Here is a 24,482-nt window from a genome sequence, read left to right on the forward strand (position 1 = left end):
CGAGGGCGCAAGTTCCGGCATTTTCCGCCTAGCGCAATGCCAGCCCGGTTGCTGCCTCAAGCTCCGCGATCGCCTGCGCCGCACTGACCACCTTGATCGTGGTCATGCCCATCTCGCGCGCCGGCTTCAGATTGACGCCGAGGTCGTCGAGATAGACGCAATTCCTGGGATCGACCTTCAGCGTCTCGACCATCATTCGGTAGATGCGTGGGTCGGGTTTCCGGAGTCCGATCTTCGCTGACTCGATGACATGATCGAACAGCGCCATCACTTCGGCGACATAGAGCGTGCGGCCGCTGTGGCTGCCGATGGCGTTGGCGGGCAGGTTGTTGGTGATGCAGCCGGTCTTGAACTTTGCCTTGATGCGCTTGAGCGCCTCGACCATTTCGGGCCGCAGATCGCCGGACAATAGCGGCAGCACGTCCTTGCCGCGAACCGCCGCGCCCAGCGCCAGCGATTCGGCCGCAAACAATTCGTCGAAGGCTTCGATGTCGACCTCGGCGCGTTCGAACTTCGCCCAGGCATTTTCCAGATGATTGGCGGCGTTGGTGCGCCGAATGATGTCGGCCGGCAGCCCACGCTCCGTCTCGAACCGCGTGAACGCCTCGAACGGCGAGGTGGTGAGCACCCCGCCGAAATCCCAGATCACAGCCTCGATCATAATATCCTGCCTCCGCTCCGGGGAGCGGCTAACACGGATTGACTGCCCGAACCAGCCCGATCGAGGCGCTTGGCGATGCGCGCGGCACAGGCTATTGCTGCGCCGATGAAGATCCTGCCTCGAATGATTGCCGGCCTGGTGCTGCTGCTCTCCGTTCCCGCCCATGCCATTGTCGGCGGCGGTGCACCATCCACCGAAGGCGTGGCCCGCTCTATCATCACCATCGTCGGCTCGCGCGGCAATTTCTGCACCGGCGCCTTGATTGCGCCAAGGCTGGTGCTGACGGCGGCGCACTGCGTGCAGCCCGGCGCGGAATACAAGATCGTCGAATACGGCGTGGACAGGCAGCCCTCGCTGCAGGACGTGAAGAGCGTCGCCATTCATCCTGGCTTCAACATGCAGGCGATGTCAGGACATCGTGCGACGGCGGATGTCGCGTTGTTGCAGTTGGCGGTGTCGCCCAAGGGAAAGACGACGGCCGCGCTCGGATTGCCCAACATTCCGATCAACATCGGCAGCCGTTTCACGATCGCGGGCATCGGCGTCACCGTCCGCGGCGACGGCAAGAGCGGCGGCACCATCCGGGTCGCCAGCCTGGTCGCGACCGGCAGGCCGGGAACGTTGCAGATCAGGCTGGTCGATCCGGTAGGGCAGGGCACGCGTGAGGGGCTCGGAGCTTGTACGGGAGATTCCGGCGCGCCGGTGTTCGAGGACAAGCAAGGTGGTCCCGTCATTATCGGCGTGGTGAGCTGGTCGACCGGGCCGAACGGCAGCGCAGGCTGCGGCGGCATGACCGGCGTTACGCCACTGACGCTGTATCGGGACTGGATTTTGCAGACTGCGCAGAAGTGGGGCGCGGGGTTATAGTACCAGCCGCCATTGCCAGGCTTGACCTGGCAAATCCATCATCTTCGAAAGATTCATTTTAGATGGATGCGCGGGTCAAGCCCGCGCATGACGAGTGGCGCTAATGTCCCGCCGCTCTGTTCGCGGCGGCGTTGTTCAACACGATCAGGCCGTCGACGGCGACGCCGAGCTTGCTGTTGATCAAAAACGGATTGACGTCGATCGAGGCGATGCGGTTGCCGGCGTCGGCCATCAGGTTCGACAGGCCGACCAGTGCCTTCACGGCGGAAGGCTCGTGCAGCGCCGGCTTACCGCGATAGCCCTTCATCTTCACGCCGGCCTTTGTCTTGGCGATCAACTGTTTCGCCTCGGCTTCGTCCAGCGGTGCGCCGGCAAGCGCAACATCCTTCATCAGTTCGATATCGACCCCGCCGGTGCCGAACAGCACGACGGGACCCATCTCGGCGTCGAGCGAGGCGCCGACCACGAGCTCGAGGTCGGCCTTGACCTGCTGCGCGATCAGAATGCCCTCCAGCTTCGGCTTGCCCTTGATCTTCTTTACCCGCGCGGTGATGTCATCGAACGCCTTCCTCACCTCGGCGGCGCTGTTGAGGTTCAGCACCACGCCGCCGATGTCCGACTTGTGCAGGATGTCGGCGCTGACGACTTTTGCCACGACCGGAAAGCCGATCTTCTTGGCGATCTTCACCGCCTCCGCCGCGGTCTTTGCGATCTCTTCTTTCGACACGGGAATGCCATAGGCCTTGAGCAGCTTCTTCGAGGCGACCTCGTCCAGCGCGGCGGCGCCGTTGGCGGCTTTGAGCGTCTTCTCCAACACCGCGCGCGCGGAAGCTTTCGAGCTCGACACGATGTCGGGCACTTCCTTGCGCAGCGACGCATACTCGATCAGTGACTTGATCGCGCCGACCGCCCGGTCGAGGCCCTGCATCACCGCGATGTTCGGCAGCGATTTGCGCAGCGCCTTGGTGAAGTCAGTGAACCCGATCGACATCGCGCTGATGTAAACGACAGGTTTGCTTGCCGCGCCCGCCATCTCGTTGACGAGGCGCAGATTGCGCTCGCGCAATTCGTGCGGCGCCTTCGGCAGTTCGGCGTCGATGATGACGATGTCGGTATCGGGATCGTCGATCATGATCTTGATCGATTTGATATAGACAGACGGATCGACCACAGCCGCAAACCCGGCGTCGAGCGGATTGCCGACAATGCTGCCGGGGCCGAGCATTTGCGCCAGTTGTTCTGTTGCATTCGCGCTGAGCGGCGCGAAGTTCATACCGGCCGAATAGAACGCGTCGATCAGGAGGCCGCGCTTGCCGCCCGATAGTGAAACCGCGGCGATACGGTTGCCTTTCGGGGGATCGGCATGGACGAAACATTCGGTGGTCTCGATCAGCTCGTCCAGCCCGCGGACGCGGATCACGCCTTCGCGTGTTGAGATCGCGTCAAAAGTTTCGATCGAGCCGGCGAGCGCGCCGGTATGCGCCATCGCAGCCGCCCGGCCGCCCTCGGAGGCGCCGAGCTTCAGCGCAATCACCGGCTTGCCGGCAGCTCGCGCGGCCTTGCAGGCTTCACGGAACACTTTGGTGTTCCGGACCCCTTCGAGGTAGACCACGATGACCCGGATCGAGGGATCGGCGGCGAAATAGGCCATCAGGTCCGGCGTCTCGAGCCCGGTCTCGTTGCCGGTAGTCACCATGTAGCCGACGCCGACGCCGCGATCTTCGAGCGTCTGGCGGATCGCCATCACAATCGCGCCGGATTGCCCGACAATCGCGACAGGACCGGCTTCCATGGTAACGATACGATCGTCGATGTTGGTGAACAGCTTTTCGCCGGCGCTCAAATTGCCGAGGCAGTTTGGCCCGGTGACCGCAAGGCCGGTCTCGCGCACCGCTTCCTTCAATTCAATCGCCAGCCGTTGGCTCTCCTCATCCTGCAGCTCGCTGAAGCCTGAAGTGACGATGGTGGCGGAACGCGCCCCGGCAGCCGCGGCAGCGCGGATCACCTGCACGGCGAAACGCGCCGGCACCAGCACCAGCACGTGATCGGGCTTTTCGGGGAGACTCGCAAAATCCTTGTAGCAGGGCACGCCCCAGATCGTCTCGCGCTTGGCGTTGACCGGAAACAGTCCGCCTTCGTAACCGTACTTGACCAGATTGTTCCAGATGCGCTCGGCATAGTTGCCGGGCTTATCGGTGGCGCCGACCAGCACGATGTTGCGTGGGTGCAGCATGGCGTGGATACCCTTGATGATGTCGCTGGCGTCGGGCGAAGGCGACCATTTTTCGGCTTGATGCGATGCGGTGCTTGCCTGAGCGTCCATGGATATCCCTGACTCTGTTGTTCTTGGCCGTGGTGATCGAAAACGATCGTCTCGCCATGTTTTTCTTTTGATTACGACCTTTTTATTGAGCCCTGGTGAGGGTGGCAACACGCGTTGCGCGATGAGCGCCATTCGCGCCGCGCAAGATTTCCCGGCTCACAGAATTCAGTGCGTATTTGATACGGGCTCGATCATCGTGGCGTGCACAAGATAGCGCTCCGGCCCCTGTGTCAGCGCGTCGAACGGCCAGCAGGTCGACAGCACAAGTTCATGCCCGCCCGCGAGCGGATCGATGCCGGGCATCGAAGCGCGAGACCATCCCGGAATGACGGTGAGGAGAAAAGCGGCGCGCGCGGCCCTGGGGGGACGGGTGGAAGCCGCGCGCGCTCTGGAAAGAGGAGGTCGGGGGTCCCTCCTCCTTTCAGCCGACGTCAATGCAGTGACATCTGACGTCGATTGAACACGAGCAGGATGAGGCTGACCGTGAGCAGGATCACACCCGCAATCATCTTCAGTTCGGCGTCGGCCGCCGTCCTCGGCAGCGTGACCGTGCTGGGCGCTTGGGTGGCGACAGGCCAGGCCTGCTTCAGCGCCGCGATCTGGACCCGCACCTCGTCCGTATCCGCGCGCCGTTCCATAGGCGTTGCGGGAACGCGTGGGCGCCCGCCGAACACCTTTTCAAAATCCCAACCCGCCGGCAGGCTCATCGGCAGTTCCGAAAGCTTGAGCGGCTCACTGTTGACGCCGATCGCAGCCCCAATCGCCTATCTGCCGATCAAGATGGTCGCGCACCCGACCTCCGGCAGGGTCTCAGTCGATGAACCCAACTTCGCGTAGTACCGCCAGCATTTGCGGCGAGCGACGGATGAACTGTTCGCGCGGTTCTTGCCGGGGTACCGGCCTTGCATTCCAGGCGAAACAGACTATATGGCTCTTATTCGAATTATCGCTCTGCCTTGTTGACCACGCCGAACCGGCTCTAATCCCCAAGACATCGTTGAAATCGGATCAAACCTGCACGGAGGTCGTGCAGGCAAAAGCGCTTTCGCGCATCTTGGAGATAGTTATATGACTACCGGAACAGTTAAGTGGTTCAACGCAACCAAGGGCTTCGGCTTCATTCAGCCCGATGATGGCAGCACGGACGTTTTCGTTCACATCAGCGCCGTCGAACGTGCGGGTCTGAGCTCGCTCAATGAAGGCCAGAAGATCTCGTTCGAAGCGAAGAAGGACCCGATGCGCGGCAAGACCAGTGCCGAGAACCTTCGCGTCGAATAAAGGTTGCCGATTCGGGATTTCCACGGATGTACTGGGATCCTCTAATTGGCCTCCGATACAAGAGCCCGCCGGTGATGAACCGGCGGGCTCTTCGTTTGTCGCATGCCGGCGCACGATCATGAAGCGAGCTTGTCCGTCGCTTTCGGCGCGTTGAATTTCTGTCGCAGCGTCGGCTTGTGAATCTTCCCGGTCGCATTGCGCGGCAGGGCATCGACGAACTCGATCAACCTGGGGCATTTGAACCGCGCCAGATTGGCCGCGCAATGGGCGTGAATTTCGGCCGGCGTCAGCGTCTGGCCGGGCTTCACGGCGATGATCGCCATGCCGACTTCGCCCCATTGCTCGTCGGGAACACCGATCACAGCAGCTTCGGCTATTGCGGTAAGCTGATGCAGCACGCTCTCGACCTCGGCCGGATAGACGTTTTCGCCGCCGGAAATGTACATGTCCTTCCAGCGATCGACGATGTAGTAGAAGCCCTCTTCGTCGACGCGGGTGGCGTCGCCGGTGTGCAGCCAGCCGTCGGTGAACGATGATTGGTTGGCCTCGGGTCGGTTCCAGTAGCCGGGCGTGACGTTCGGCCCCTTGACCCAGAGTTCGCCGAGCTCGCCGACATCTGCGTCCGTGCCATCAGGTCGGACGATCCGTACTTCCGTATGCAGCACCGGCTTGCCGGACGAGCCGGCCTTGCGCGCGGCGTCCTCGCGGTCGAGTGCCAGCACGGCCGGCGACGTCTCGGTCATGCCATAACCCTGCTGGAGAGCGACGCCGCGCTCTTCCCACACTTTCAGGAGCGGTACCGGCATCGGCGCACCGCCGACGCCGCCGATCACGAGGCGACTGAAATCGGCCGTCGCGAACGAGGGATGCTGCGCCATGAACTGGTAGATCGCCGGCACGCCGAAGAATTGGGTAATGCCGTATGATGGATCGCTGATCAGTTGCAGCGCCATGCCGGGATCGAACGCACGCATGATCAGCACGGTGCCGCCGGCATGCAGCACGGGATTAGTGTAGCAATTGAGCCCGCCGGTGTGGAACAGCGGCAGCGCGGTGAGCAGAACCGTCGACGGCGAGACATAGGCAGGGCCGCCGAGATTGACGCAATTCCAGAACGTCATGCCATGGGTGATGATCGCACCCTTGGGCTGGCCTGTCGTGCCCGAGGTGTACATGATGGTCGAGACGTCGTCATGCGTGACGTATTCAAAACGGTCTAGTGGCTTCGAAGCCGCGATCGCCGCCTCATAGGAGCCGCCGGGGCCGAGCAGCAGCGCCGACGAAACGTTGCAGAGCCTGGCGACCGTCAGCGCAACTTCCGCGAGATCGGCGTCGTGGATCATCACCTTCGGCGAAGAATCGCCGACAATGAATTGCAACTCGGGAACCGTGAGTCGCGTGTTCAGCGGCAGGAAGACCGCCCCTAACCGGCCGCAGGCGAACTGCACTTCGAGCGTATCTGATGTGTTCAGTGCCAGCACGGCGACGCGGTCGCCGCGCTTGACGCCGAGCGCATCGCGCAGGTGCGTGGCAAGGCGCGAAATGCGGGCGTCAAATTCTGCGTAGGAGAGACGGCGGTCACTCGCGAGGTCGATGGCCGCAATCTTGCCCGGCGTGCGGCGACCGAAATGGGCGATCCAGTCGTAATAGCGAACCGAAGGCATGCTTCCTCCCGAGAACCGCCCGATTACAACCGGCCATTCGGTCGCGCCGGGCTCATTGCTAGTATTGCCCGTCAACGTTCAGGAGCCGCGCAGCAGTTCACTGATCACGTTGAACTGGTTGTCGCGAAACTCGACCATATAGCCGTCCTTGATGGGACGGTAGTCCGTCGGCGAGGTGTTGAGCTTGACGCCGGGCATCAGCATTGGCAGCGATATGTCCTTGAGGTTGGCCGCCTGCGCCATGATATTCTCGCGACTGAGGTCGTTTTTGCATTGCGTGAGCACCACGACCAGCGCTTGCGCCACCATGTAACCGTAACCTGCGGCCAGATTGGCCGGATCGATATTCGGCAGCCGCGCCTTCATGAAATCCCGATAGGTAATCAAGTCGGGGTCGGTGGAATCAGCCGCGTAGGGTTTTAGCGCTCCGACGGACATGATGCCTGTCGCCGCTTCGAGGCCCGCCGGCACCATCACCAACTCCTTGTTGGCGCAGCCGCTGGAGATGAATCGCATCGGACGCCAGCCGGTCTCGTACGCTTTTCGGATCGCCTGGGCGCACGCACGCGGCGTCACGCTGTAGATCAGGAACACGTCGGCCTTGGTGTTGGCGAGCGTGAGGATCTGCGAGTCCACAGTGGGGTCGGCGACTTCGAAACTCGTCGCCATTGCGATCACCTTGTCGGCGTCGGCGCCGAGCGCCTGCTTGACGCCGCGCAGATAGTCCTTTCCGGCGTCGTCGTTCTGATAAAGGATGGCAAAACGCGCAGCGGGGTTTTTAGCGCGGGCGAAGCGCACCTCGATGCCCGCTTCCTCAATATAATTGGGCGCCCAGGGCAGGGCCATCAGCCAGGGCTGGTTGGTCGGGTCGTTCCATTTCGAGGCGGAGCTGATCAAGAACAGATGCGGCACCTTGGCGCCGTTGAGATATTTCGCGGTCGCAGAGCTCGGCGCAGTGCCCATGGTTCCGAACATGAAGGCGACGCCGTCATTCTCGACCAATCGGCGCGTCGCCTCGACCGTTTTCGGCGGTGAGAATCCGTCGTCAAGCGAGAGCATGTTGAGCTTGCGCCCGTTGACGCCGCCCTTCTCGTTGACCAGATCGAAATAGGCGGCGAAGACCTTGCCCGTGACGCTGAGCGCCGACGCCGGGCCGCTATACGGCATGATGTTGCCGAACTTGATCTCGGTGTCTGATATCCCGGGTTGCTGGGCGGAAGCCGTCGTCGCTGCAAGCGACAGCAGTGCTGTCAGGAAGAAAGCCGAGGCAGAATTGCGCGATCGGATCATGCTGTATCCTCCCCAACGACGGCCCGATGATATGTTATTGGTCTTGAACCAAGGCTAGGTCATGCGAAAGGAACTGGTCTTGCGTTGAGCTGCTGGACACCGCATGCGCGTTGGCGCGACACGACCTACAAGATCATGCCAGCCGCTCAACGCAAGTTTGCGCAGGCCAAACCGGGGCATCGTAATCCCTGCGGAGGAAAGCATGCTGGAGCGCACAAAGGTGCAAAGCCCGTTCTATACGGCGGATCACGAGGCGTTCCGCGACGTGATGCGCCGCTTCGTGGCGCGGGAGATCGAGCCACATGCCCATGAATGGGACGAGGCCGGTGAGTTTCCGCGCGAGCTCTATCGCAAGGCGTCCGAAATCGGGCTGCTCGGGCTCGGCTTTCCCGAGGAATATGGCGGTGTGGCCGCCGACCAGTTCATGAAGATCGTAGCGTCGCAGGAACTGGCGCGCGCCGGCGCCGGTGGGGTCAGCTCCAGCCTGATGAGCCACACCATCGGCTCGCCGCCGATCGCGCGCGCTGCGCGGCCCGAGGTCAAGGCGAGGGTGTTGCCGCAGGTGCTGTCGGGTGAGAAGATTTCGGCGCTCGCGATCACCGAGCCCAGCGGCGGCTCCGACGTTGCCAATCTCCGCACCAAGGCGCGGCGCGATGGCGACCATTATATCGTCAGCGGCGAGAAGACCTTTATCACGTCGGGCATGCGGGCCGACTATCTGACGGTCGCGGTGCGCACCGGCGGCGAGGGACCGGGCGGCGTCAGCCTGCTCCTGATCGAAGGCAATACGCCGGGCCTGTCGCGGACGAAACTGAAGAAGATGGGCTGGTGGGCCTCCGACACCGCCACGCTGCATTTCGACGAGTGCCGTGTGCCTGCCGAAAACCTGATCGGTGAGGAGGGCCAGGGCTTCAAGATCATTATGCAGAATTTCAACAGCGAGCGCATGGGCATGGCGGCGAGCTGCACAGCCTATGCCCGTGTCTGCGTCGAGGAGGCGATTGCGTATGCCAAGGAGCGCCAGACCTTCGGCAAGCCGATCGCGCAGCATCAGGTGATCCGCCACAAGATCGTGGACATGGCGCAAAAGGTCGCGGCCTCACAGGCGATGCTGGAAATGCTGGCGTGGCGGCTCGGGCAGGGCGAAAGCCCGGTTGCCGAAATCTGTATGATGAAGAACCAGGCCACGCAAACCATGGCGTTCTGCGCCTCCGAGGCCGTGCAGATCTTCGGCGGCGCCGGCTTCATGCGCGGCGTCAAGGTCGAGCGCATCTATCGCGAGGTCAAGGTCAACGCCATCGGCGGCGGCACCGAGGAGATCATGAAGGATCTCGCGTCCAGACAGATGGGGTTGTGAGCGCTGTCGTTCCGGGGCGCGCGCAGCGCGAACCCGGAACCCAGAAGTCGAATGAACGGATCGAGATTCTCAGGTGCGCAATTGCGCAACATAGTTCGATGCTGCGCGCCCCGGAATGACAAGGGACAAACATGCTCTTCACCGCCGACCACGACGAACCCCGCCGTATCCTGCAAAAATTCATCGCCGCCGAAATAAATCCGTTCGTCGATGAATGGGAGAAGAACGACATTTTCCCGGCGCATGAACTGTTCAAGAAGCTTGGCGACCTCGGCTTTCTCGGCCTCAACAAGCCCACCGATTCGGCGGTCAAGGACTCGATTATTCCTACGCGCTGATGATGGCCGAAGAGCTCGGTGCCATCAAATGCGGCGGCGTGCCGATGGCGATCGGGGTGCAGACCGACATGGCGACGCCGGCGCTGGCGCGGTTCGGTTCTGATGAGGTGCGCCGCGAGTTTCTTAGCCCCGCGATCGCGGGCGACGCAGTGGCCTGCGTCGGCGTATCGGAGCCCGGCGCGGGATCAGATGTCGCCTCGATCAAGACGCAGGCGCGTTCCGATGGCGACGATTACGTCATCAATGGCGGCAAGATGTGGATCACCAACGGCGTGCAGGCCGACTGGATCTGCCTGCTCGCCAATACCAGCGACGGCCAGGTCCATCGCAACAAGTCGTTGATCTGCGTACCCATGAGGACCAAGGGCGTGCAGGTCGCGCGCAAGCTCGACAAGATGGGTATGCGCTCTTCCGACACCGCGCAGATCTTCTTCGACAACGTCCGGGTGCCCAAGCGCAACCGGATAGGCGAGGAGGGCAAGGGTTTTACCTACCAGATGGTGCAGTTCCAGGAGGAACGGCTGTGGGGCGCGGCCGCCTGCCTCAAGGCGCATGAATTCATCATATCAGAGACCATCGAATATACCCGCAACCGCAAGGCGTTCGGGAAATCGATCCTGGATAACCAGACCGTTCATTTCAAGCTGGCGGAGATGCAGACCGAGGTCGAGCTGTTGCGTGCGCTGGTCTACCGCGCTGCCGAGGCACTGATTGCGGGCGAGGACGTGACGCGGCTTGCCACCATGGCGAAATTAAAGGCCGGCCGTTTGGGCCGTGAACTCACCGATGCCTGCCTGCAATTCTGGGGCGGCATGGGGTTCATGAATGAGACGCCGGTCAGCCGGGCCTATCGCGACAGCCGCCTGACCTCGATCGGCGGCGGCGCCGACGAGGTGATGCTGACGGTGTTATGCAAGGTGATGGGCACACTGCCGAAAAATCAATAAGAATAAGTCAGAGGAAAAGTAACGATGAGGAACGGTTGATGATCACGCTCTATCACTGCGACGGCGCGCGCTCGTTCCGCCCGCTCTGGATGCTGGAAGAAATGGGCTTGCCCTACGAGTTGAAGATGCTGCCGTTCCCACCGCGGGTGTTCGCCAAGGAATATCTCGCGATCAATCCGCTCGGCACCATTCCGTTCATGATCGACGGCGATACCAAAATGACGGAGTCGTCGGGCATCTGTTATTACCTCGGCACCAAATACGGACCGACCCCGCTGGTGGTCGGGATGGACGACCCGGCCTATGGCGCCTTCCTGAACTGGATGTATTTCAGCGACGCCACGCTGACTTTTCCCCAAACACTGGTGCTGAGATACAGCCAGCTCGAGCCGGAGGAACGGCGGAACCCGCAAGTGGCCGGCGATTACGCCAAATGGTTCCTGGGTCGGCTGCGCGCGGTCGAGGCAGCGACTGCGAATGCGGAATTTCTCTGTGCCGGACGCTTTACCGCGGCCGATATTGTCAATGGCTACGCGTTGCGGCTCGCCGGCAATATCGGCCTTGCCAAGGATTTCGGCCCTAATGTCGCGGCTTATTGGGCCCGGTTGCAGGAACGCGACGGGTACAAGCGGGCCGTTGCGGCGGAACGCAAGGCTGGCATCGAGCAAAACGTGGCGCCAAGGATACGGGCCTAACTGGTGTGTCATTTCGGGGCGATGCGAAGCATCGAACCCGGAATCTCGAGATTCCGGGGGCGTAAGGGCGCCCCATGTTCGCTTCGCGCCCGGAATGACGGCTCTTCTCTCGGTGACAGCACTCAAAATTCCGCTATGGTTGGCCCCGTCGCAGCAGCCAGAGAGCCGCGCGAGGAGGACGAGCCATGGACCATACCGGCCACAAATCCGGCCACCTGATGCTGATCACCCCGGAACGCGTGTTCTACGCCGGCCTGCTCGGTAGGCCCCGGCAACGCTGCTCGGGCGGGTTCAACATCTACGTCGCGATCGAGGGAAGCCTCTGGCTCACCACTGCGGATGGCTGCGAAACCCATGGCGACATGGTCGCTCTGCTGCCGAACATCAGGCACACCATCGCCAGCGATCATCGCTCCGTGCTCAGCGTCGTGATCGAACCCGAGAGCGTTCGGCCGGGCGCGCTTGAAGACCTCGCCACGCGCCTCTCGGGCCCTGAGGGCGTGGTTTTCGCCAGCCGCATTCGTGCCGCCTATCACGAACTGCGCGAGCATCATGCGGGCAGTGATTTCTCCAGCACCGAGTTCGATCGCCTGTGCCTTGGCGAGCCCCTGCCACAGCGCGAACTCGATCCCAGGGTGGTACGCGCGATCGTGCAGATCGGAAAATTCTCCGGCGAGCCGGTGACGGCGGCAAGCTGCGCCGCGGAGGCCGGATTGTCTCCATCGCGCTTCCTGCATCTGTTCAAGGAAGAGACCGGAATCTCGTTCCGCTCGTTCCGCGCCTGGAAGCGCGCGCGTCATTTGCTGCACTTCGCCAACCAGGACATCAACCTTGCGCATCTCGCGCAGGATATCGGCTATCCCGATTCCACGCATTTCAGCCACTCGATCCGCCGCTTCTATGGCTTGAAGCCGCGCGCGATCTTTTCAGGTTCGCGCGATCTGGCGATCTATAGCCATCGCCATGCGAGCGCCGGGTAGCGGCTGGACGCAAGAAGCCGGCTGATGCGGCACGCATGATCGCACTGGATATTTTCGCGATCCCTCGCATTCCGCTTTTCGAAGGCTGATCCATGGGCGACAAGGCCGTCATTACCTGCGCGCTGAACGGCGTGTTGACCGATCCGAAGCAGCACAACGTACCTGTGACGCCGGAGCAGATGGCGCGTGAGGCCAGGGCCGCGTTCGATGCCGGCGCGAGCATCATGCACATCCATTTGCGCCAGCAGGAGCCGAACAAGGGGCATCTGCCGTCCTGGGACGTCAGCGTTTCCAAAGAGATCCAGCAGGCGATCCGCGAAGCCTGTCCCGGCGTCATCATCAATCACACCACGGGCACCTCGGGCCCGAAATATCAGGGGGCGCTCGACTGCGTGCGCGAGACGAGGCCCGAGATCGCGGCCTGCAACGCCGGCTCGCTGAATTATCTCAAGGTGAAGTCCGACAATACCTGGGCCTGGCCGCCGATGATGTTCGATAACGCGGTCGAGAAGGTGCAGGACTATCTCGACGTGATGAAGGAAGCGGGCACGATTCCGGAGTTCGAATGTTTCGACGTCGGCATCGTGCGCTGCGTCGGCATGTACGTGCAAACCGGCATGTACACCGGGCCGCTCGAATATAATTTCGTGATGGGCGTTGCCTCCGGCATGCCGGCCGATCCCGAATTGCTGCCGATCCTGTTGAAGCTGATGCGGCCGAAATCGCATTGGCAGGTCACCGCGATCGGCCGCGCCGAAATCTGGCCGCTGCACCAGCGCTGCGCCGAACTCGGTGGGCACCTGCGCACTGGGCTGGAGGATACTTTTTATCTCGCCGACGGTACCAAGGTGACTTCGAATGGGCAACTGATCGAAGCCATCGCCGCCTGCGCGCGGCGAGCGGGACGCGAGGTCGCGAGTCCGGCGGAGGCCAGGCAGATTTTTGGAACTAGGCATTGAGTGCCGTCATTGCGAGCGAAGCGAAGCAATCCATCCCGCCGTCCGGCAAAATATGGATTGCTTTGTCGCTTCGCTTCTCGCAATGACGGGGCGGAGAGTTCATGGCTGTAATTGAATCCACCATCTCCCGCTCGAGCGCCGCTTACAAAGCCAACCGCGACGGCATGCTGGCGCTGATCACACGGATGCGGGCGCTGGAAGATCGCACGCGTGCCGCATCGGCCGCGGCCAAGGATCGCTTCCACAAGCGAGGTCAATTGCTGCCGCGCGAGCGGGTGGCGCTGGTGCTCGACCCCGGCTCGCCTTTCATCGAGCTTTCCACGCTCGCCGGCTACATGTTCGACGTGCCGGATGCCGAGAAGAGCGTTCCCGGCGGCGGCGTGATCGCGGGCATCGGCTTCGTCTCCGACATCCGCTGCATGGTCAGCGCCAACGATTCCGGCATCGACGCCGGCGCGCTGCAACCGTACGGCCTCGACAAGACGCTGCGGGTGCAGGAACTGGCGCTCGAAAACAAGCTGCCTTACCTGCAACTGGTCGAAAGCGCCGGCGCCAATCTGCTGCGCTATCGCGTTGAGGACTTTATCCGCGGCGGCAACATTTTTCGCAATCTCGCGCGGTTGTCGGCCGCTGGCCTGCCCGTCGTCACCGTGACGCATGGATCGTCAACGGCGGGCGGCGCCTACCAGACCGGACTATCCGACTACATCGTCATGGTCCGCGGCCGTACCCGCGCGTTCCTCGCCGGGCCGCCACTGCTGAAGGCCGCAACGGGAGAGATCGCGACGGAGGAGGAACTCGGTGGAGCCGAGATGCACACCTCCATTTCAGGGCTCGGCGACTATCTCGCCGAAGACGACCGCGACGCGCTGCGCATCGCGCGCGACATCATGGCCAACCTGGAATGGGACCGGCGGAAGCCTGCGGCGTTATCCTTCAAGCCGCCACGTTATGACGCCGAGGAACTGCTCGGCATCATGCCGATGGACCACAAGCGTCCCGTCGATATGCGCCAGGCCATCGCGCGCTTTGTCGACGATTCCGATTTCACCGAATTCGGCGCGAATTACGGCCCGGCGACGGTCTGTGGCCACGCCCGCATCGAAGGACAGGCGATCGGGATCATCACCAACAACGGCCCGCTCGACGTGCCCGGCGCCAATAAGGCGACGCATTTCATCCAGGCCTGCTGCCAGTCGCGCACGCCGCTGCTCTACATGAACAACACCACCGGCTACATGGTAGGCCGAGCCTACGAGGAAGCCGGCATGATCAAGCACGGCTCCAAGATGATCCAGGCGGTGACCTCGGCGACCGTGCCGCAGATTACGATCTATTGCGGAGCGTCGTTCGGGGCCGGCAATTACGGCATGTGCGGGCGCGGCTTCCATCCGCGCTTCTGCTTCTCCTGGCCCAATGCCAAGACTGCCGTGATGGGCGGCGAGCAGGCCGCCGAGACCATGGCAATCGTGACCGAGGCGGCCGCCGCGCGGCGGGGCAAGCCGATCGAGAAGGAAAAGCTGGAGGCGATGAAGGCGCAGATCACCGGCGTGTTCGACGGCCAGATGGACGTGTTCTCGACCAGCGCGCGCGTGCTCGATGACGGCGTGATCGATCCCCGCGATACCCGCAGCGTACTTTCCGAGGTGCTGGCGATCTGCCGCGAGGCCGAAGCCCGCACGCCGCAGCGCATGCAATTCTCGGTCGCCCGGCCATGAGCGGGATCGAGATGAAGCGAACGCCATTCTTCAAGATCCTCATCGCCAACCGCGGCGAGATCGCGCTGCGGATCATGCGCACCGCGCGCCGCCTGGGCTATGGCGTGGTTGCCGTCTATTCCGATGCCGATCGTGATTCGCTGCACGTGCGCGAGGCGGACCAGGCCGTGCGCATCGGCGAGGCGCTGCCGGCGCAATCCTACCTGCGGATAGATGCGATCATCGCCGCCGCCAAAGCCAGCGGGGCCGGCGCGGTGCATCCGGGCTACGGCTTCCTCGCCGAAAACGAGGATTTTGCGCAGGCCTGCCGCGATGCCGGACTGGTCTTCATCGGGCCGTCGCCGGAGGCGATCCGGGCGATGGGTAACAAGGCCGGCGCCAAGGACATCATGCGGGAGGCTGGCGTGCCTGTCGTGCCCGGCTATCAGGGCACGGACCAGAGCGACGCAGTGATGCTGGCAGAGGCCAGGAAGATCGGTTTCCCCGTGATGATCAAGGCGGTTGCGGGCGGTGGCGGTCGCGGCATGCGTCTTGTCGAAGACGCCGCGGCATTTCCGGATGCGCTGCGCAGCGCAAGGTCAGAGGCGCAAGGCGCGTTCAGTGATCCCACGGTGATCCTGGAGCGCGCCATCATCGATCCCCGCCACATCGAAATCCAGGTGTTCGGCGATCGCTACGGCAATGCCATTCATCTCGGCGAGCGCGATTGCTCGGTGCAACGCCGACACCAGAAGCTGATCGAGGAGGCGCCGTCGCCGAAGGTGACGCCGGAATTGCGGGCGCGCATGGGCGCCGTCGCGGTCGCTGCCGTCAAATCGATCGGTTATGAGGGCGCGGGTACGCTGGAGTTCCTGCTCGATCCGTCCGGCGAGTTCTATTTCATGGAAATGAACACGCGCCTGCAGGTCGAGCATCCCGTCACCGAAGCGATTACCGGGCTCGATCTGGTCGAACTGCAGTTGCGCATTGCCGCCGGCCAGCCGCTCGGGCTCAAGCAGGAAGACGTCAGATTCTCCGGCCACGCCATCGAGGTGCGGCTGTGCTCGGAGGACGCGGATCATGACTTCATGCCGCAATCGGGCCGAATGGCGCTGTGGCAGATGCCCGACGGCATCCGCGTCGAGCACGCGCTGCGATCGGGCTCGGAGATTCCGCCGTTCTACGATTCGATGGTCGCCAAGATCATCAGCCACGGTGCCGACCGCAACGAGGCCCGCGGCCGGTTGATCTGTGGGCTGGAGCAACTGGCAGCGTTTGGGGTGACTACCAATCAGGAGTTTCTGATCTCCTGCCTGCGCCATCCTGCCTTTGCGAAGGGCGAAGCGACCACGGCCTTCATCGGCAATCACCGCGACGAACTGCTGGCGTCGCGTGCGAACGACGAGACGGGCGCTACGTTGGCGGCATTGTTGCTTTACGTCACCAACTCGCATGCGCCGCCCTGGCGCAGCGGACGCAGTCTGGCGACGACGTTCCCGCTGACGATGCGGATCGACCTTGGCCACGCGTTCGAGGTTGATATCGTTCGGAACCGCGACGGAAGTTATGTCGCCGGCCTCGATGGCAACGAGCGGCGTTTCGAGATCGACGAGCTTGGCGCCGACACGATCCGCTTTCGCACCGATGGCTTGATGGAGTCAGCGAGATTTCTGCGCGACGGCGGTCGTCTGTACATCCTGCATCGCGGAGCCTCGATTGCCGCCCGCGATCTGACGCTGGCCGCACCGGCCTCCACTGCGGCGGCGGACGGCGACGGCAAGGTGCGCGCGACAATGAACGGCCGCGTGGTCGCCGTGCTGGTCACGCCCGGCGAGCAGGTTGCGGTCGGCCAGCCCGTGATGACGCTGGAGGCAATGAAGATGGAGCACGTGCATACGGCTGGTGTTTCGGGCACGGTGTCGGCGATCGATGTGGCCGAGGGCGAGCAGGTGACGACGGGGCGGATCGTCGTGGAGATTGCAGCGGGCTGACTGCGTAGGGTGGGCAAAGGAGCGTAGCGACGTGCCCACCATCCTTGCCGTGCGTGAAATGGTGGGCACGCTTTCGCTTTGCCCACCTTACGAAGCTACGGATTACTCCGGCCGCCCCGTGCCGTCATTCAGCCAGCACGCTACCTGATGTCCTTCGCCGGCTTCCACCAGCGCCGGCCGCTCCACCTTGCAGCGATCCATGACATAGCGGCAGCGGGTGTGGAAGGCGCAGCCCGAGGGTGGGTTGATCGGGCTCGGGACGTCGCCGTCGACCATGGGCGCAAGACGCTTTGCTTTGGGATCAGCGACCGGGACCGACGCCAGCAGCGCTTGCGTATACGGATGCCGCGGGTTGGCGAACAATTCCGACTTATCCGCGATCTCGACAATGCGCCCGAGATACATCACGGCGACGCGGTGGCTGATATGGGCGACGACGGCGAGGTCGTGGGCGATGAACAGGTAGGAAAAATGGTTCTTGCGCTGCAGGTCGATCAACAGGTTGATCACCTGCGCCTGGATCGAGACGTCGAGCGCCGATACCGGCTCGTCGCACACGATCAGGCTCGGTCCGAGCGACAGCGCGCGGGCAATGCAGATGCGCTGCCGCTGGCCGCCGGAGAATTGGTGCGGGTAGTTCTTCATCTGATCAGGCCGCAATCCCACCTGCGCGAACAGTTCCGCGACGCGTTCCTGCTGCGCACGCCCTGTGGCGAGGCCATGCACGGCGAGCGGCTCGCCGACGATATCGCCCGCGGTCATGCGCGGATTGAGCGAGGCGAACGGATCCTGGAACACGATCTGCATCGAGCGCCGGTGCGGGCGCATCTCGGCCTTGCTGAGCCCGGTGATGTCGGTGCCGTTCAGCTTGATGGCGCCGCTGGACGGCTCCACCAGCCGCAGCACGCTGCGCGCCACCGTCGATTTGCCGCAGCCGGATTCGCCGACCAGCCCGAGCGTCTCGCCTTTGGCGACCGAGAAGCTGACGCCGTCAACCGCATGCACGGTGCCGATGCGGCGGCGCAGGACGCCGCCGCGCACCGCGTAATGCTTGACGAGATCGGTGACTTCCAGCAGCGGGCGTTGGTCGCTCATGGCGCGCCTACCAATTCGGTTGCGCGCCAGCACGCCGCGAGATGATTGGCATCGACTTGCTGCAGCGGCGGATATTCGGCGCGGCATCGGTCCACGGCCAGGCGGCAGCGCGGCGCAAAGGCGCAGCCCGGCGGCAGGTTCGTCAGCGACGGCACCATGCCGGGAATCTCATTGAGCCGCGCATCGGTCTTGGCGCCGAACGAAATCACCGCCGGCATCGAGGCCATCAGCCCTCGCGTGTAGGGATGCTTTGGATTTTCGAACAGGTCCTCTACCGTCGCTTCCTCGACCTTCTTGCCGGCATACATCACGATGACGCGTTGCGCGGTTTGCGCGACGACGCCGAGATCATGCGTGATCAGGATCAAGCCGGTGCCGAGCCTCTTTTGTAGATCGACGATCAGCGCCAGAATCTGCGCCTGGATCGTCACGTCGAGCGCGGTGGTCGGCTCGTCCGCGATCAGCAGCGCCGGCCGGCAAGCCAATGCCATCGCGATCATCGCGCGCTGCCGCATGCCGCCGGAGAGCTGGTGCGGATACTCCTGCGCACGGCGTTCCGGCTCGGGGATGCGGACCAGGCGCAGCATCTCAACCGCCTTGGCCCAGGCCTCCTTCGCGGTCACTTCCTGGTGCAGGCGGAGCACCTCGGTGATCTGGTCGCCGATTCGCATTACCGGATTGAGTGAGGTCATCGGCTCCTGAAAGATCATCGAGATCCGATTGCCGCGGATGTCGCGCATCTTGACCTCAGAGAGGCCGAGCAGATCGGTGCCTTCCAGCGTCACCGAGCCGCCGACCACCCGGCCCGGCGGGTCCGGCACCAGCCGCATCACCGACAGCGCGGTCACGCTCTTGCCGCAGCCGGACTCGCCGACGATTGCCAGCGTCTCGCCGCGGCGCACGGTGAACGATACGTCGTCGACCGCGCGGAACAGCCCGGAATTGGTGAAGAACACCGTCTGCAGGTTCTTCACGTCGAGAATAGTGTCGTCCTTGCGCGCCTCGCTCATCAGCCGCGCTGCCTCGGATCGAGGATGTCACGGAGCGCGTCGCCGAACAGATTGGTGCCGAATACGGCAAGGGAGATGGCGACGCCCGGGAAAATCACCAGCCAGGGCGCAGTGCGAACATATTCGGCCGCAGACTCCGACAGCATGCGTCCCCAGGACGGATAAGGCTCGGGGATGCCGAGCCCGAGGAACGACAGCGAGGCTTCGGTGAGGATGGTGGAACCGAGTTGCGCGGTCGCGAGCACGATCAAAGGCGCGAGCGTGTTCGGCAGCACGTGGCGGAGCGCAATACGGGTCTCGCTCATGCCGATCGATTTTGCGGCCTCGACGAAGGGCTGCTCGCGCAGCGCCAGCGTATTGGCGCGGATCACGCGGGCGACCGTCGGGATCAACGGGATCGCAATCGCGATGATCACGTTCGGCAGCGAGGGGCCGAGCGCCGCGGTCATCACCAGCGCTAGCACCAGCAAGGGCAGCGCCTGCAGGATATCGGTGACGCGCTGGAACAGCAGATCGACCCAGCCGGACAGATAGCCCGATACGAGGCCGACGATGACGCCGATCGTCGATCCCAGCGCGGTGGCGCCGATGCCGACGGCGAGCGAGATGCGCGCGCCGTGAATGATCCTGCTCCAGACGTCACGACCGAATGAATCGGTGCCCATCCAGTGCGCCGCGCTCGGCGCCGCCAGCCGCTGCGCGGAATCGACGCTGAGTGGGTCATAGCGGGCGATCAGGTCGGCCGAGATCGCCATCCAGACGAACATCACCATGATGACAAGGCCGATCGTGCCGAGCAGATAACGTTGCGCCAGGAACACCAGCCGGCGCCAGCCATGCGTAGAATGGGCGCCGGCCCGCCTCAACTCGCTTTCGAAGTTAATCGTGGTCACGCGGCTAATCCCCATACCGGATGCGCGGATCGATCGCGGCGTAAAGCATGTCGACGGTGAAGTTCGCGACCACTACGACCACGGCGATCAGCATCACGAGATTCTGCACGATCGGATAATCGCGCCAGCGGAGCGCCTCGACTAGGAAGCGGGCTACGCCTGGAATATTGAACACGGTTTCGGTGACGATCAGCCCGCCGATCAGGAACGCCGCCTCGATGCCGATCACGGTGATAACAGGGAGAATCGCGTTCTTCAGCGCGTGGCGATAATTGACCGAAGCCTCGGACGCGCCCTTGGCGCGCGCGGTCCGGATGTAATCCTGCCGCAGAATTTCCAGCATCGAGGAGCGCGTGATGCGCATGGTCAGCGCGGCGCTGCGAAAACCGACCGCCATCGCCGGCACGGCATAGATCGCGAACGCCTCCGTCCAGGTTGCCGGGTTCGGGTTGTAGATCGGCATGTGGCCGAACAGCGAAACCGAGGCCATCAGGATAAGCAGCCCGAGCCAGAAGGAAGGCAGCGACAGGCCGCTCAGGCTGACGACACGAAGGGTGTAATCCAGCCGCGAGCCCTGGTGGACTGCGCTGAGAACGCCTAAGGGAATGCCGATCGAGGCGGAGAACAACAGCGCCAGCGCCGCGAGCTTGGCGGTGATCGGAATGCGCGGCAGGATCTCCTGCAGCGCCGGCTTCTCGGACACATACGAGTAGCCGAGATCGCCGTGCAGCAGACCGCCGATCCAGTTCAGATATTGCTGGTAGATCGGCAGGTTGAGGCCGAGTTCCTTTTCCAGGTTGGCCTTGTCGGTGGGATCGACGAAGCCGGCGGCGTCGAACAGGATATCGACGATGTTGCCGGGGACGACCCGCAGCAACACGAAGATGATGATCGATATCCCGATCAGGGTCACGAGCATCAAGGCGAGGCGTCGCACGATATAAGCAAACACCCGGCTACTCTCCCTGACCCATCGGCTTCTCTCGGCCGGACGTTACTTGTCCATCCAGACGTCTTCGTAACGGTAGCCGTTGTAGGAGCTGTTCACCATGATGGTGATGCCCTTGACATAAGGCTGCCAGCACGAGCCCTGGCGGGCGTGCAAGATGATCGGCCGCGCCACGTCTTCCTGCAGCTTCTTGTCGATCTCCCAGACCAACTTCTTGCGCTTGGCGACATCCTTCTCCATCGACTGCTCGTCGAACAGCTTCTCGATTTCCCTGTTGCAGTAGTTGGTATAGTTGCGCTCCGAGCCGCAAGAATAGTTTTCGTAGAATGACTGGTCGGGATCGTCGACCGCATTGCCGGTGAGGTTGAGGCCGAGCGAGTAATCCTTGCGGGCGACCTTCGGGAACCATTGTGCGGTATCAACGACGTCGAGATCGCCGTCGATATAGATGCTCTTCATCTGGTCGATCAGGATGACGGCGGGATCGCGGTAGATCGGGATGTTGCGCGTGGCGACCTTGACGGCGAGGCGCTTGTCCGGTCCATAGCCCGCCTTCTGCATCAGCTTGCGCGCCTCTTCCCGATTGGCGTTGACGTCGGAACCGTAACCCGGAATCGATTCCAGCATTTCCTTCGGCATCGCCCACAAGCCGCCCGGTGCGGGGAGCATGGTGCCGCCGATGTCGGCCTGTCCCTCGTACAGTATGGAGACGAAGGCCTTGCGGTCGAGCACCAGTGCCAGCGCGCGGCGAATGTCGATGTTGTCGAACGGCGGGGCGGACGAGTTGACGATGATGTTGGTCGAGACGTTGACCGGCTCGACCACGCACACTGCGTTCGGTGCCTGCGACTTGACCTCCTTCAAGAGCGGGATTGACACTTCGGTCGGGAAAGTCATGTCGAATTTCCCGGAGACAAATCCGAGAATGGCCGTCGAACGGTTCGTGATGATGGTGAACTCGATGCCGTCGAGGTGCGGCAGGCCCTTCTTGAAGTAGTCGGGATTCTTCGTGAGCTTGATCGATTCGTTGGCCTTGAACTCGACGAATTTGAACGGGCCGGTGCCGACCGGCTTGGTACGCATGTCGGCCGGGGAGACGTGGCAGGGGTAAACCGGGGTGTAGCCGGAGGCGAGTAACGACAACAACGCTGGCTGCGGCCTCTTCAGGCTGAACGATGCCTCGAAATCGCCGTTTGTCGTCACGTCCTCGACCTGGTTGTACCAGGACTTTCGCGGATTCTGGCGAAACTTCTGTTGCGACTTGCCCATCAGCATGTCGAAGGTGCACTTGACGTCGGCTGAGGTGAACGGCTTGCCGTCATGCCATTTGACGCCCTGCCTCAATTTGAAAGTGAGTTTCTTGCCGTCGTTGCTCCAGGCCCAGCTCTCCGCCAGATCCGGGACGATGGAATCTGCGCTGTTCTGCGCGACGTCTTGCTTGAACATGACGAGGTTGTTGAAGACCGGCATGAAGGGAACGTTGATCGAGAAGGTCGCGCCTTCGTGGATCGAGGCGCTGCCGGGGCTGTCGCGATGATAGACCCTGAGGATGCCGCCCTGTTTCGGCTCGCCGGCTGATGCAACATCATAAGCCGGCAGCAACAATAACGCTGCGGCGGCAAGCGCATGAACGCTCCGCATGATCCCCTCCCACATTTGCTCGGTCTCGAAACGGCCGATTGCATCAGACGATAGCATGACCGCGCGTCCGGGCAACCGGCCAAGACGATGCACAGATCGGCAATTCGAACTAATCGAAATCCGCGCGGCGGAACATGCGCGCCAACGCAGCCGTTCGCTGCGAAAGCGGCAGATTCGCTGCAGCGTAGCCGTTATGTTGCGGCTCGCGCTGGAATGTCTTGCCGGATGATGCACCGCACCACCAGGTCTCGCGACCTCTGTGTTCGAGTTCGTCATCTCATATCGTCGCATGCTCACACGATCCGCGAGGTCTTGTTGCCCCAATAGCGATCGCGCAACAGGCGCTTGTAGAGCTTGCCGGTCGGCAGCCGCGGTAGTTCGGCCTCGAAGTCGATCGAGCGCGGCACTTTCTGGCGCGACAGCGACTGGCTGCAGAAGGCGATCAGTTCGTCGGCCAGTTCCTGTCCCGGCGAAACGCCCGGCATCGGCTGCACCACGGCCTTTACTTCCTCGCCGAGATCGGGATTCGGCACCCCGAACACCGCGGCGTCGGCGATCTTGGGGTGGGTGATCAAGAGGTTCTCGCATTCCTGCGGGTAGATGTTGACGCCGCCCGAGATGATCATGAATGTGGCGCGATCGGTCAGGTAGAGAAATCCGTCATCGTCGACATAGCCGACGTCGCCGACCGTGCTCATGCTGCCGTCGGGCGAACGGGCCTCCTTGGTTTTGACGGGATCGTTGAAATATTCGAACGGCGTCGCGGTCTTGAACCACACCGTGCCTGGTGTGCCGACCGGGCAGGGTTGCATGTTCTCGTCGAGGATATGGAGGTCGCCTAGCAGCACGCGTCCGACGGTGCCGCGATGGGCCAGCCATTCCTCGGTGTTGCAGGCGGTGAAGCCGAGCCCTTCGGTGGCGCCGTAATATTCATGGATGATCGGTCCCCACCATTTGATGATGTCGTCCTTCACCGCAGCCGGGCATGGCGCGGCGGCATGGATCGCGATTTCCAGCGATGAGAGATCGTAACGCTTGCAGACATCCTCTGGCAGCTTCAGCATGCGCGAGAACATCGTGGGCACGAGTTGGGTGTGGGTGACGCCCCACCTTTGAACCAGCTCCAGATATTTTTCCGGATCAAAACTTTCCATGATGATGACGGTGCCGCCGGCGCGGATCGTCAGGTTGACGGCGGCCTTCGGCGCCGAATGGTAGAGCGGCGCGGGCGAAAGGTAGATCATGCCCTCGCGGTAGTGCCAGACGCCGTGCAGGAAATCGAAGATCGGCAGATTCTGGATTGGCGGCTGCTCCGGCAGCGGCCGCAAAATGCCCTTCGGCCGGCCGGTGGTGCCCGACGAATAGAGCATGGCGGTGCCGATGCATTCGTCTGATATCGGGGTTTTCGGCAAGGTTGATGTCGCCTGTTGCAGCCCGACGATGCGCTCGCTTTCGCCCTCTCCGTCGGCGACGATGCACAGCTCGACTTTGGGGCATTCCATCAGCGCCTCGCGGGCGACGTCGAGCTTTGCCCTTGATGTGATGAGAATGCGCGACTGGCTGTTGGTGAGGATGTAAGCGAGCTCGCCCGCGGTCAGGTAGGAGTTGACGCAGGTATAGTATAGCCCGCTGCGTTCGCCGGCGCCGCAGGCCTCGAGGTAGCGGCTGTTGTTCTCCATGAAGATCGAATAGTGGTCGAGCCGCTTCAATCCGTATTTCCGGAACAGATGCGCCAGCCGGTTGGTGCGGACTTCTAGCTCCCGATAGGTGACGGCCTCGCCAGTGGAAGCCATGATGAACGCGGGTTGAAGTGGACGAAGACGGGCATGTGTACCGGTGTACATGTT

General features: G+C 62.7%; 20 protein-coding genes and 1 pseudogene. 9 read left to right on the forward strand and 12 right to left on the reverse strand.

Features of this window, described 5'->3' with window-relative positions:
* Nucleotides 1-28 precede the first annotated feature (28 nt).
* On the reverse strand, nucleotides 29-661 hold the full coding sequence (locus tag RX328_RS02840; RefSeq protein ID WP_213251627.1) for an HAD-IA family hydrolase: 633 nt from the start codon (nucleotides 659-661) through the stop codon (nucleotides 29-31).
* Between the two features lie 105 nt (nucleotides 662-766).
* Here RX328_RS02840 and RX328_RS02845 point away from each other — a divergent pair, with 105 nt between their 5' ends.
* Nucleotides 767-1,528, forward strand: a complete 762-nt coding sequence (locus tag RX328_RS02845; RefSeq protein ID WP_213251702.1) for a S1 family peptidase — start codon at nucleotides 767-769, stop codon at nucleotides 1,526-1,528.
* A gap of 100 nt (nucleotides 1,529-1,628) precedes the next feature.
* On the opposite strand, the gene RX328_RS02850 is transcribed toward RX328_RS02845, so the two are convergent.
* From RX328_RS02850 to RX328_RS02860, 3 genes are all read right to left on the reverse strand, one after another.
* Nucleotides 1,629-3,851 carry an acetate--CoA ligase family protein gene (locus tag RX328_RS02850; RefSeq protein ID WP_213251628.1) on the reverse strand — a complete coding sequence of 741 codons (2,223 nt, stop codon included), beginning with the start codon at nucleotides 3,849-3,851 and terminating at the stop codon, nucleotides 1,629-1,631.
* Nucleotides 3,852-4,016: 165 nt separating this feature from the next.
* Nucleotides 4,017-4,154, reverse strand: a complete 138-nt coding sequence (locus RX328_RS02855; protein ID WP_213251714.1) for a hypothetical protein — start codon at nucleotides 4,152-4,154, stop codon at nucleotides 4,017-4,019.
* A 128-nt stretch (nucleotides 4,155-4,282) separates the two neighbouring features.
* On the reverse strand, nucleotides 4,283-4,558 hold the full coding sequence (locus RX328_RS02860; RefSeq protein WP_213251629.1) for a hypothetical protein: 276 nt from the start codon (nucleotides 4,556-4,558) through the stop codon (nucleotides 4,283-4,285).
* A 361-nt stretch (nucleotides 4,559-4,919) separates the two neighbouring features.
* Between RX328_RS02860 and RX328_RS02865 the strand changes: the two genes are divergently transcribed.
* Nucleotides 4,920-5,129: a cold-shock protein gene (locus RX328_RS02865; RefSeq protein ID WP_213251630.1), complete on the forward strand. Its 210-nt coding sequence runs from the start codon at nucleotides 4,920-4,922 to the stop codon at nucleotides 5,127-5,129.
* A gap of 116 nt (nucleotides 5,130-5,245) precedes the next feature.
* Here RX328_RS02865 and RX328_RS02870 read toward each other — a convergent pair whose 3' ends face one another.
* Both RX328_RS02870 and RX328_RS02875 read right to left on the reverse strand, forming a co-directional pair.
* Nucleotides 5,246-6,793, reverse strand: coding sequence for an acyl-CoA synthetase (locus tag RX328_RS02870; protein WP_213251631.1), 1,548 nt, complete (start codon nucleotides 6,791-6,793; stop codon nucleotides 5,246-5,248).
* Nucleotides 6,794-6,871: 78 nt separating this feature from the next.
* Nucleotides 6,872-8,083, reverse strand: a complete 1,212-nt coding sequence (locus RX328_RS02875; RefSeq protein ID WP_213251632.1) for an ABC transporter substrate-binding protein — start codon at nucleotides 8,081-8,083, stop codon at nucleotides 6,872-6,874.
* 202 nt (nucleotides 8,084-8,285) lie between these two features.
* Here RX328_RS02875 and RX328_RS02880 point away from each other — a divergent pair, with 202 nt between their 5' ends.
* From RX328_RS02880 to RX328_RS02910, 7 genes and pseudogenes are all read left to right on the forward strand, one after another.
* The gene (locus tag RX328_RS02880; protein WP_249726390.1) at nucleotides 8,286-9,440 is read left to right on the forward strand and encodes an acyl-CoA dehydrogenase family protein; all 1,155 of its coding nucleotides are present in this window, start codon (nucleotides 8,286-8,288) and stop codon (nucleotides 9,438-9,440) included.
* 131 nt (nucleotides 9,441-9,571) lie between these two features.
* A pseudogene (locus RX328_RS02885) lies at nucleotides 9,572-10,725 on the forward strand (acyl-CoA dehydrogenase family protein).
* 38 nt (nucleotides 10,726-10,763) lie between these two features.
* Nucleotides 10,764-11,420 carry a glutathione S-transferase family protein gene (locus RX328_RS02890; RefSeq protein WP_213251633.1) on the forward strand — a complete coding sequence of 219 codons (657 nt, stop codon included), beginning with the start codon at nucleotides 10,764-10,766 and terminating at the stop codon, nucleotides 11,418-11,420.
* A 185-nt stretch (nucleotides 11,421-11,605) separates the two neighbouring features.
* Entirely contained in the window at nucleotides 11,606-12,400 is a 795-nt protein-coding gene (locus tag RX328_RS02895; protein WP_213251634.1) for a helix-turn-helix domain-containing protein, read from the forward strand.
* A gap of 92 nt (nucleotides 12,401-12,492) precedes the next feature.
* Nucleotides 12,493-13,359, forward strand: coding sequence for a 3-keto-5-aminohexanoate cleavage protein (locus RX328_RS02900; protein ID WP_213251635.1), 867 nt, complete (start codon nucleotides 12,493-12,495; stop codon nucleotides 13,357-13,359).
* Between the two features lie 101 nt (nucleotides 13,360-13,460).
* Entirely contained in the window at nucleotides 13,461-15,077 is a 1,617-nt protein-coding gene (locus RX328_RS02905) for an acyl-CoA carboxylase subunit beta (RefSeq protein ID WP_213251636.1), read from the forward strand.
* Nucleotides 15,078-15,088: 11 nt separating this feature from the next.
* The gene (locus RX328_RS02910) at nucleotides 15,089-17,047 is read left to right on the forward strand and encodes an acetyl/propionyl/methylcrotonyl-CoA carboxylase subunit alpha (protein WP_213251637.1); all 1,959 of its coding nucleotides are present in this window, start codon (nucleotides 15,089-15,091) and stop codon (nucleotides 17,045-17,047) included.
* Nucleotides 17,048-17,149: 102 nt separating this feature from the next.
* Here the strand turns inward: RX328_RS02910 and RX328_RS02915 are convergent, their stop codons facing one another.
* The 6 genes from RX328_RS02915 to RX328_RS02940 form a co-directional block, all read right to left on the reverse strand.
* Nucleotides 17,150-18,142 (reverse strand): ABC transporter ATP-binding protein, encoded by a 993-nt coding sequence (locus RX328_RS02915; RefSeq protein WP_213251638.1) that lies wholly within the window; start codon nucleotides 18,140-18,142, stop codon nucleotides 17,150-17,152.
* Nucleotides 18,139-19,152 (reverse strand): ABC transporter ATP-binding protein, encoded by a 1,014-nt coding sequence (locus RX328_RS02920; RefSeq protein WP_213251639.1) that lies wholly within the window; start codon nucleotides 19,150-19,152, stop codon nucleotides 18,139-18,141. Before RX328_RS02920 ends, RX328_RS02915 begins: the two co-directional genes overlap by 4 nt.
* Entirely contained in the window at nucleotides 19,152-20,045 is an 894-nt protein-coding gene (locus tag RX328_RS02925) for an ABC transporter permease (RefSeq protein WP_213251640.1), read from the reverse strand. Before RX328_RS02925 ends, RX328_RS02920 begins: the two co-directional genes overlap by 1 nt.
* A 4-nt stretch (nucleotides 20,046-20,049) precedes the next feature.
* Nucleotides 20,050-20,997, reverse strand: a complete 948-nt coding sequence (locus RX328_RS02930) for an ABC transporter permease (protein WP_213251641.1) — start codon at nucleotides 20,995-20,997, stop codon at nucleotides 20,050-20,052.
* A 42-nt stretch (nucleotides 20,998-21,039) separates the two neighbouring features.
* Complete coding sequence (locus RX328_RS02935) at nucleotides 21,040-22,635, reverse strand: ABC transporter substrate-binding protein (RefSeq protein WP_213251642.1); 1,596 nt, start codon at nucleotides 22,633-22,635, stop codon at nucleotides 21,040-21,042.
* A 293-nt stretch (nucleotides 22,636-22,928) separates the two neighbouring features.
* On the reverse strand, nucleotides 22,929-24,479 hold the full coding sequence (locus tag RX328_RS02940) for an AMP-binding protein (protein WP_213251643.1): 1,551 nt from the start codon (nucleotides 24,477-24,479) through the stop codon (nucleotides 22,929-22,931).
* Nucleotides 24,480-24,482 lie beyond the last annotated feature (3 nt).

It is taken from the genome of Bradyrhizobium sp. sBnM-33 (assembly GCF_032917945.1).
GTDB lineage: Bacteria > Pseudomonadota > Alphaproteobacteria > Rhizobiales > Xanthobacteraceae > Bradyrhizobium.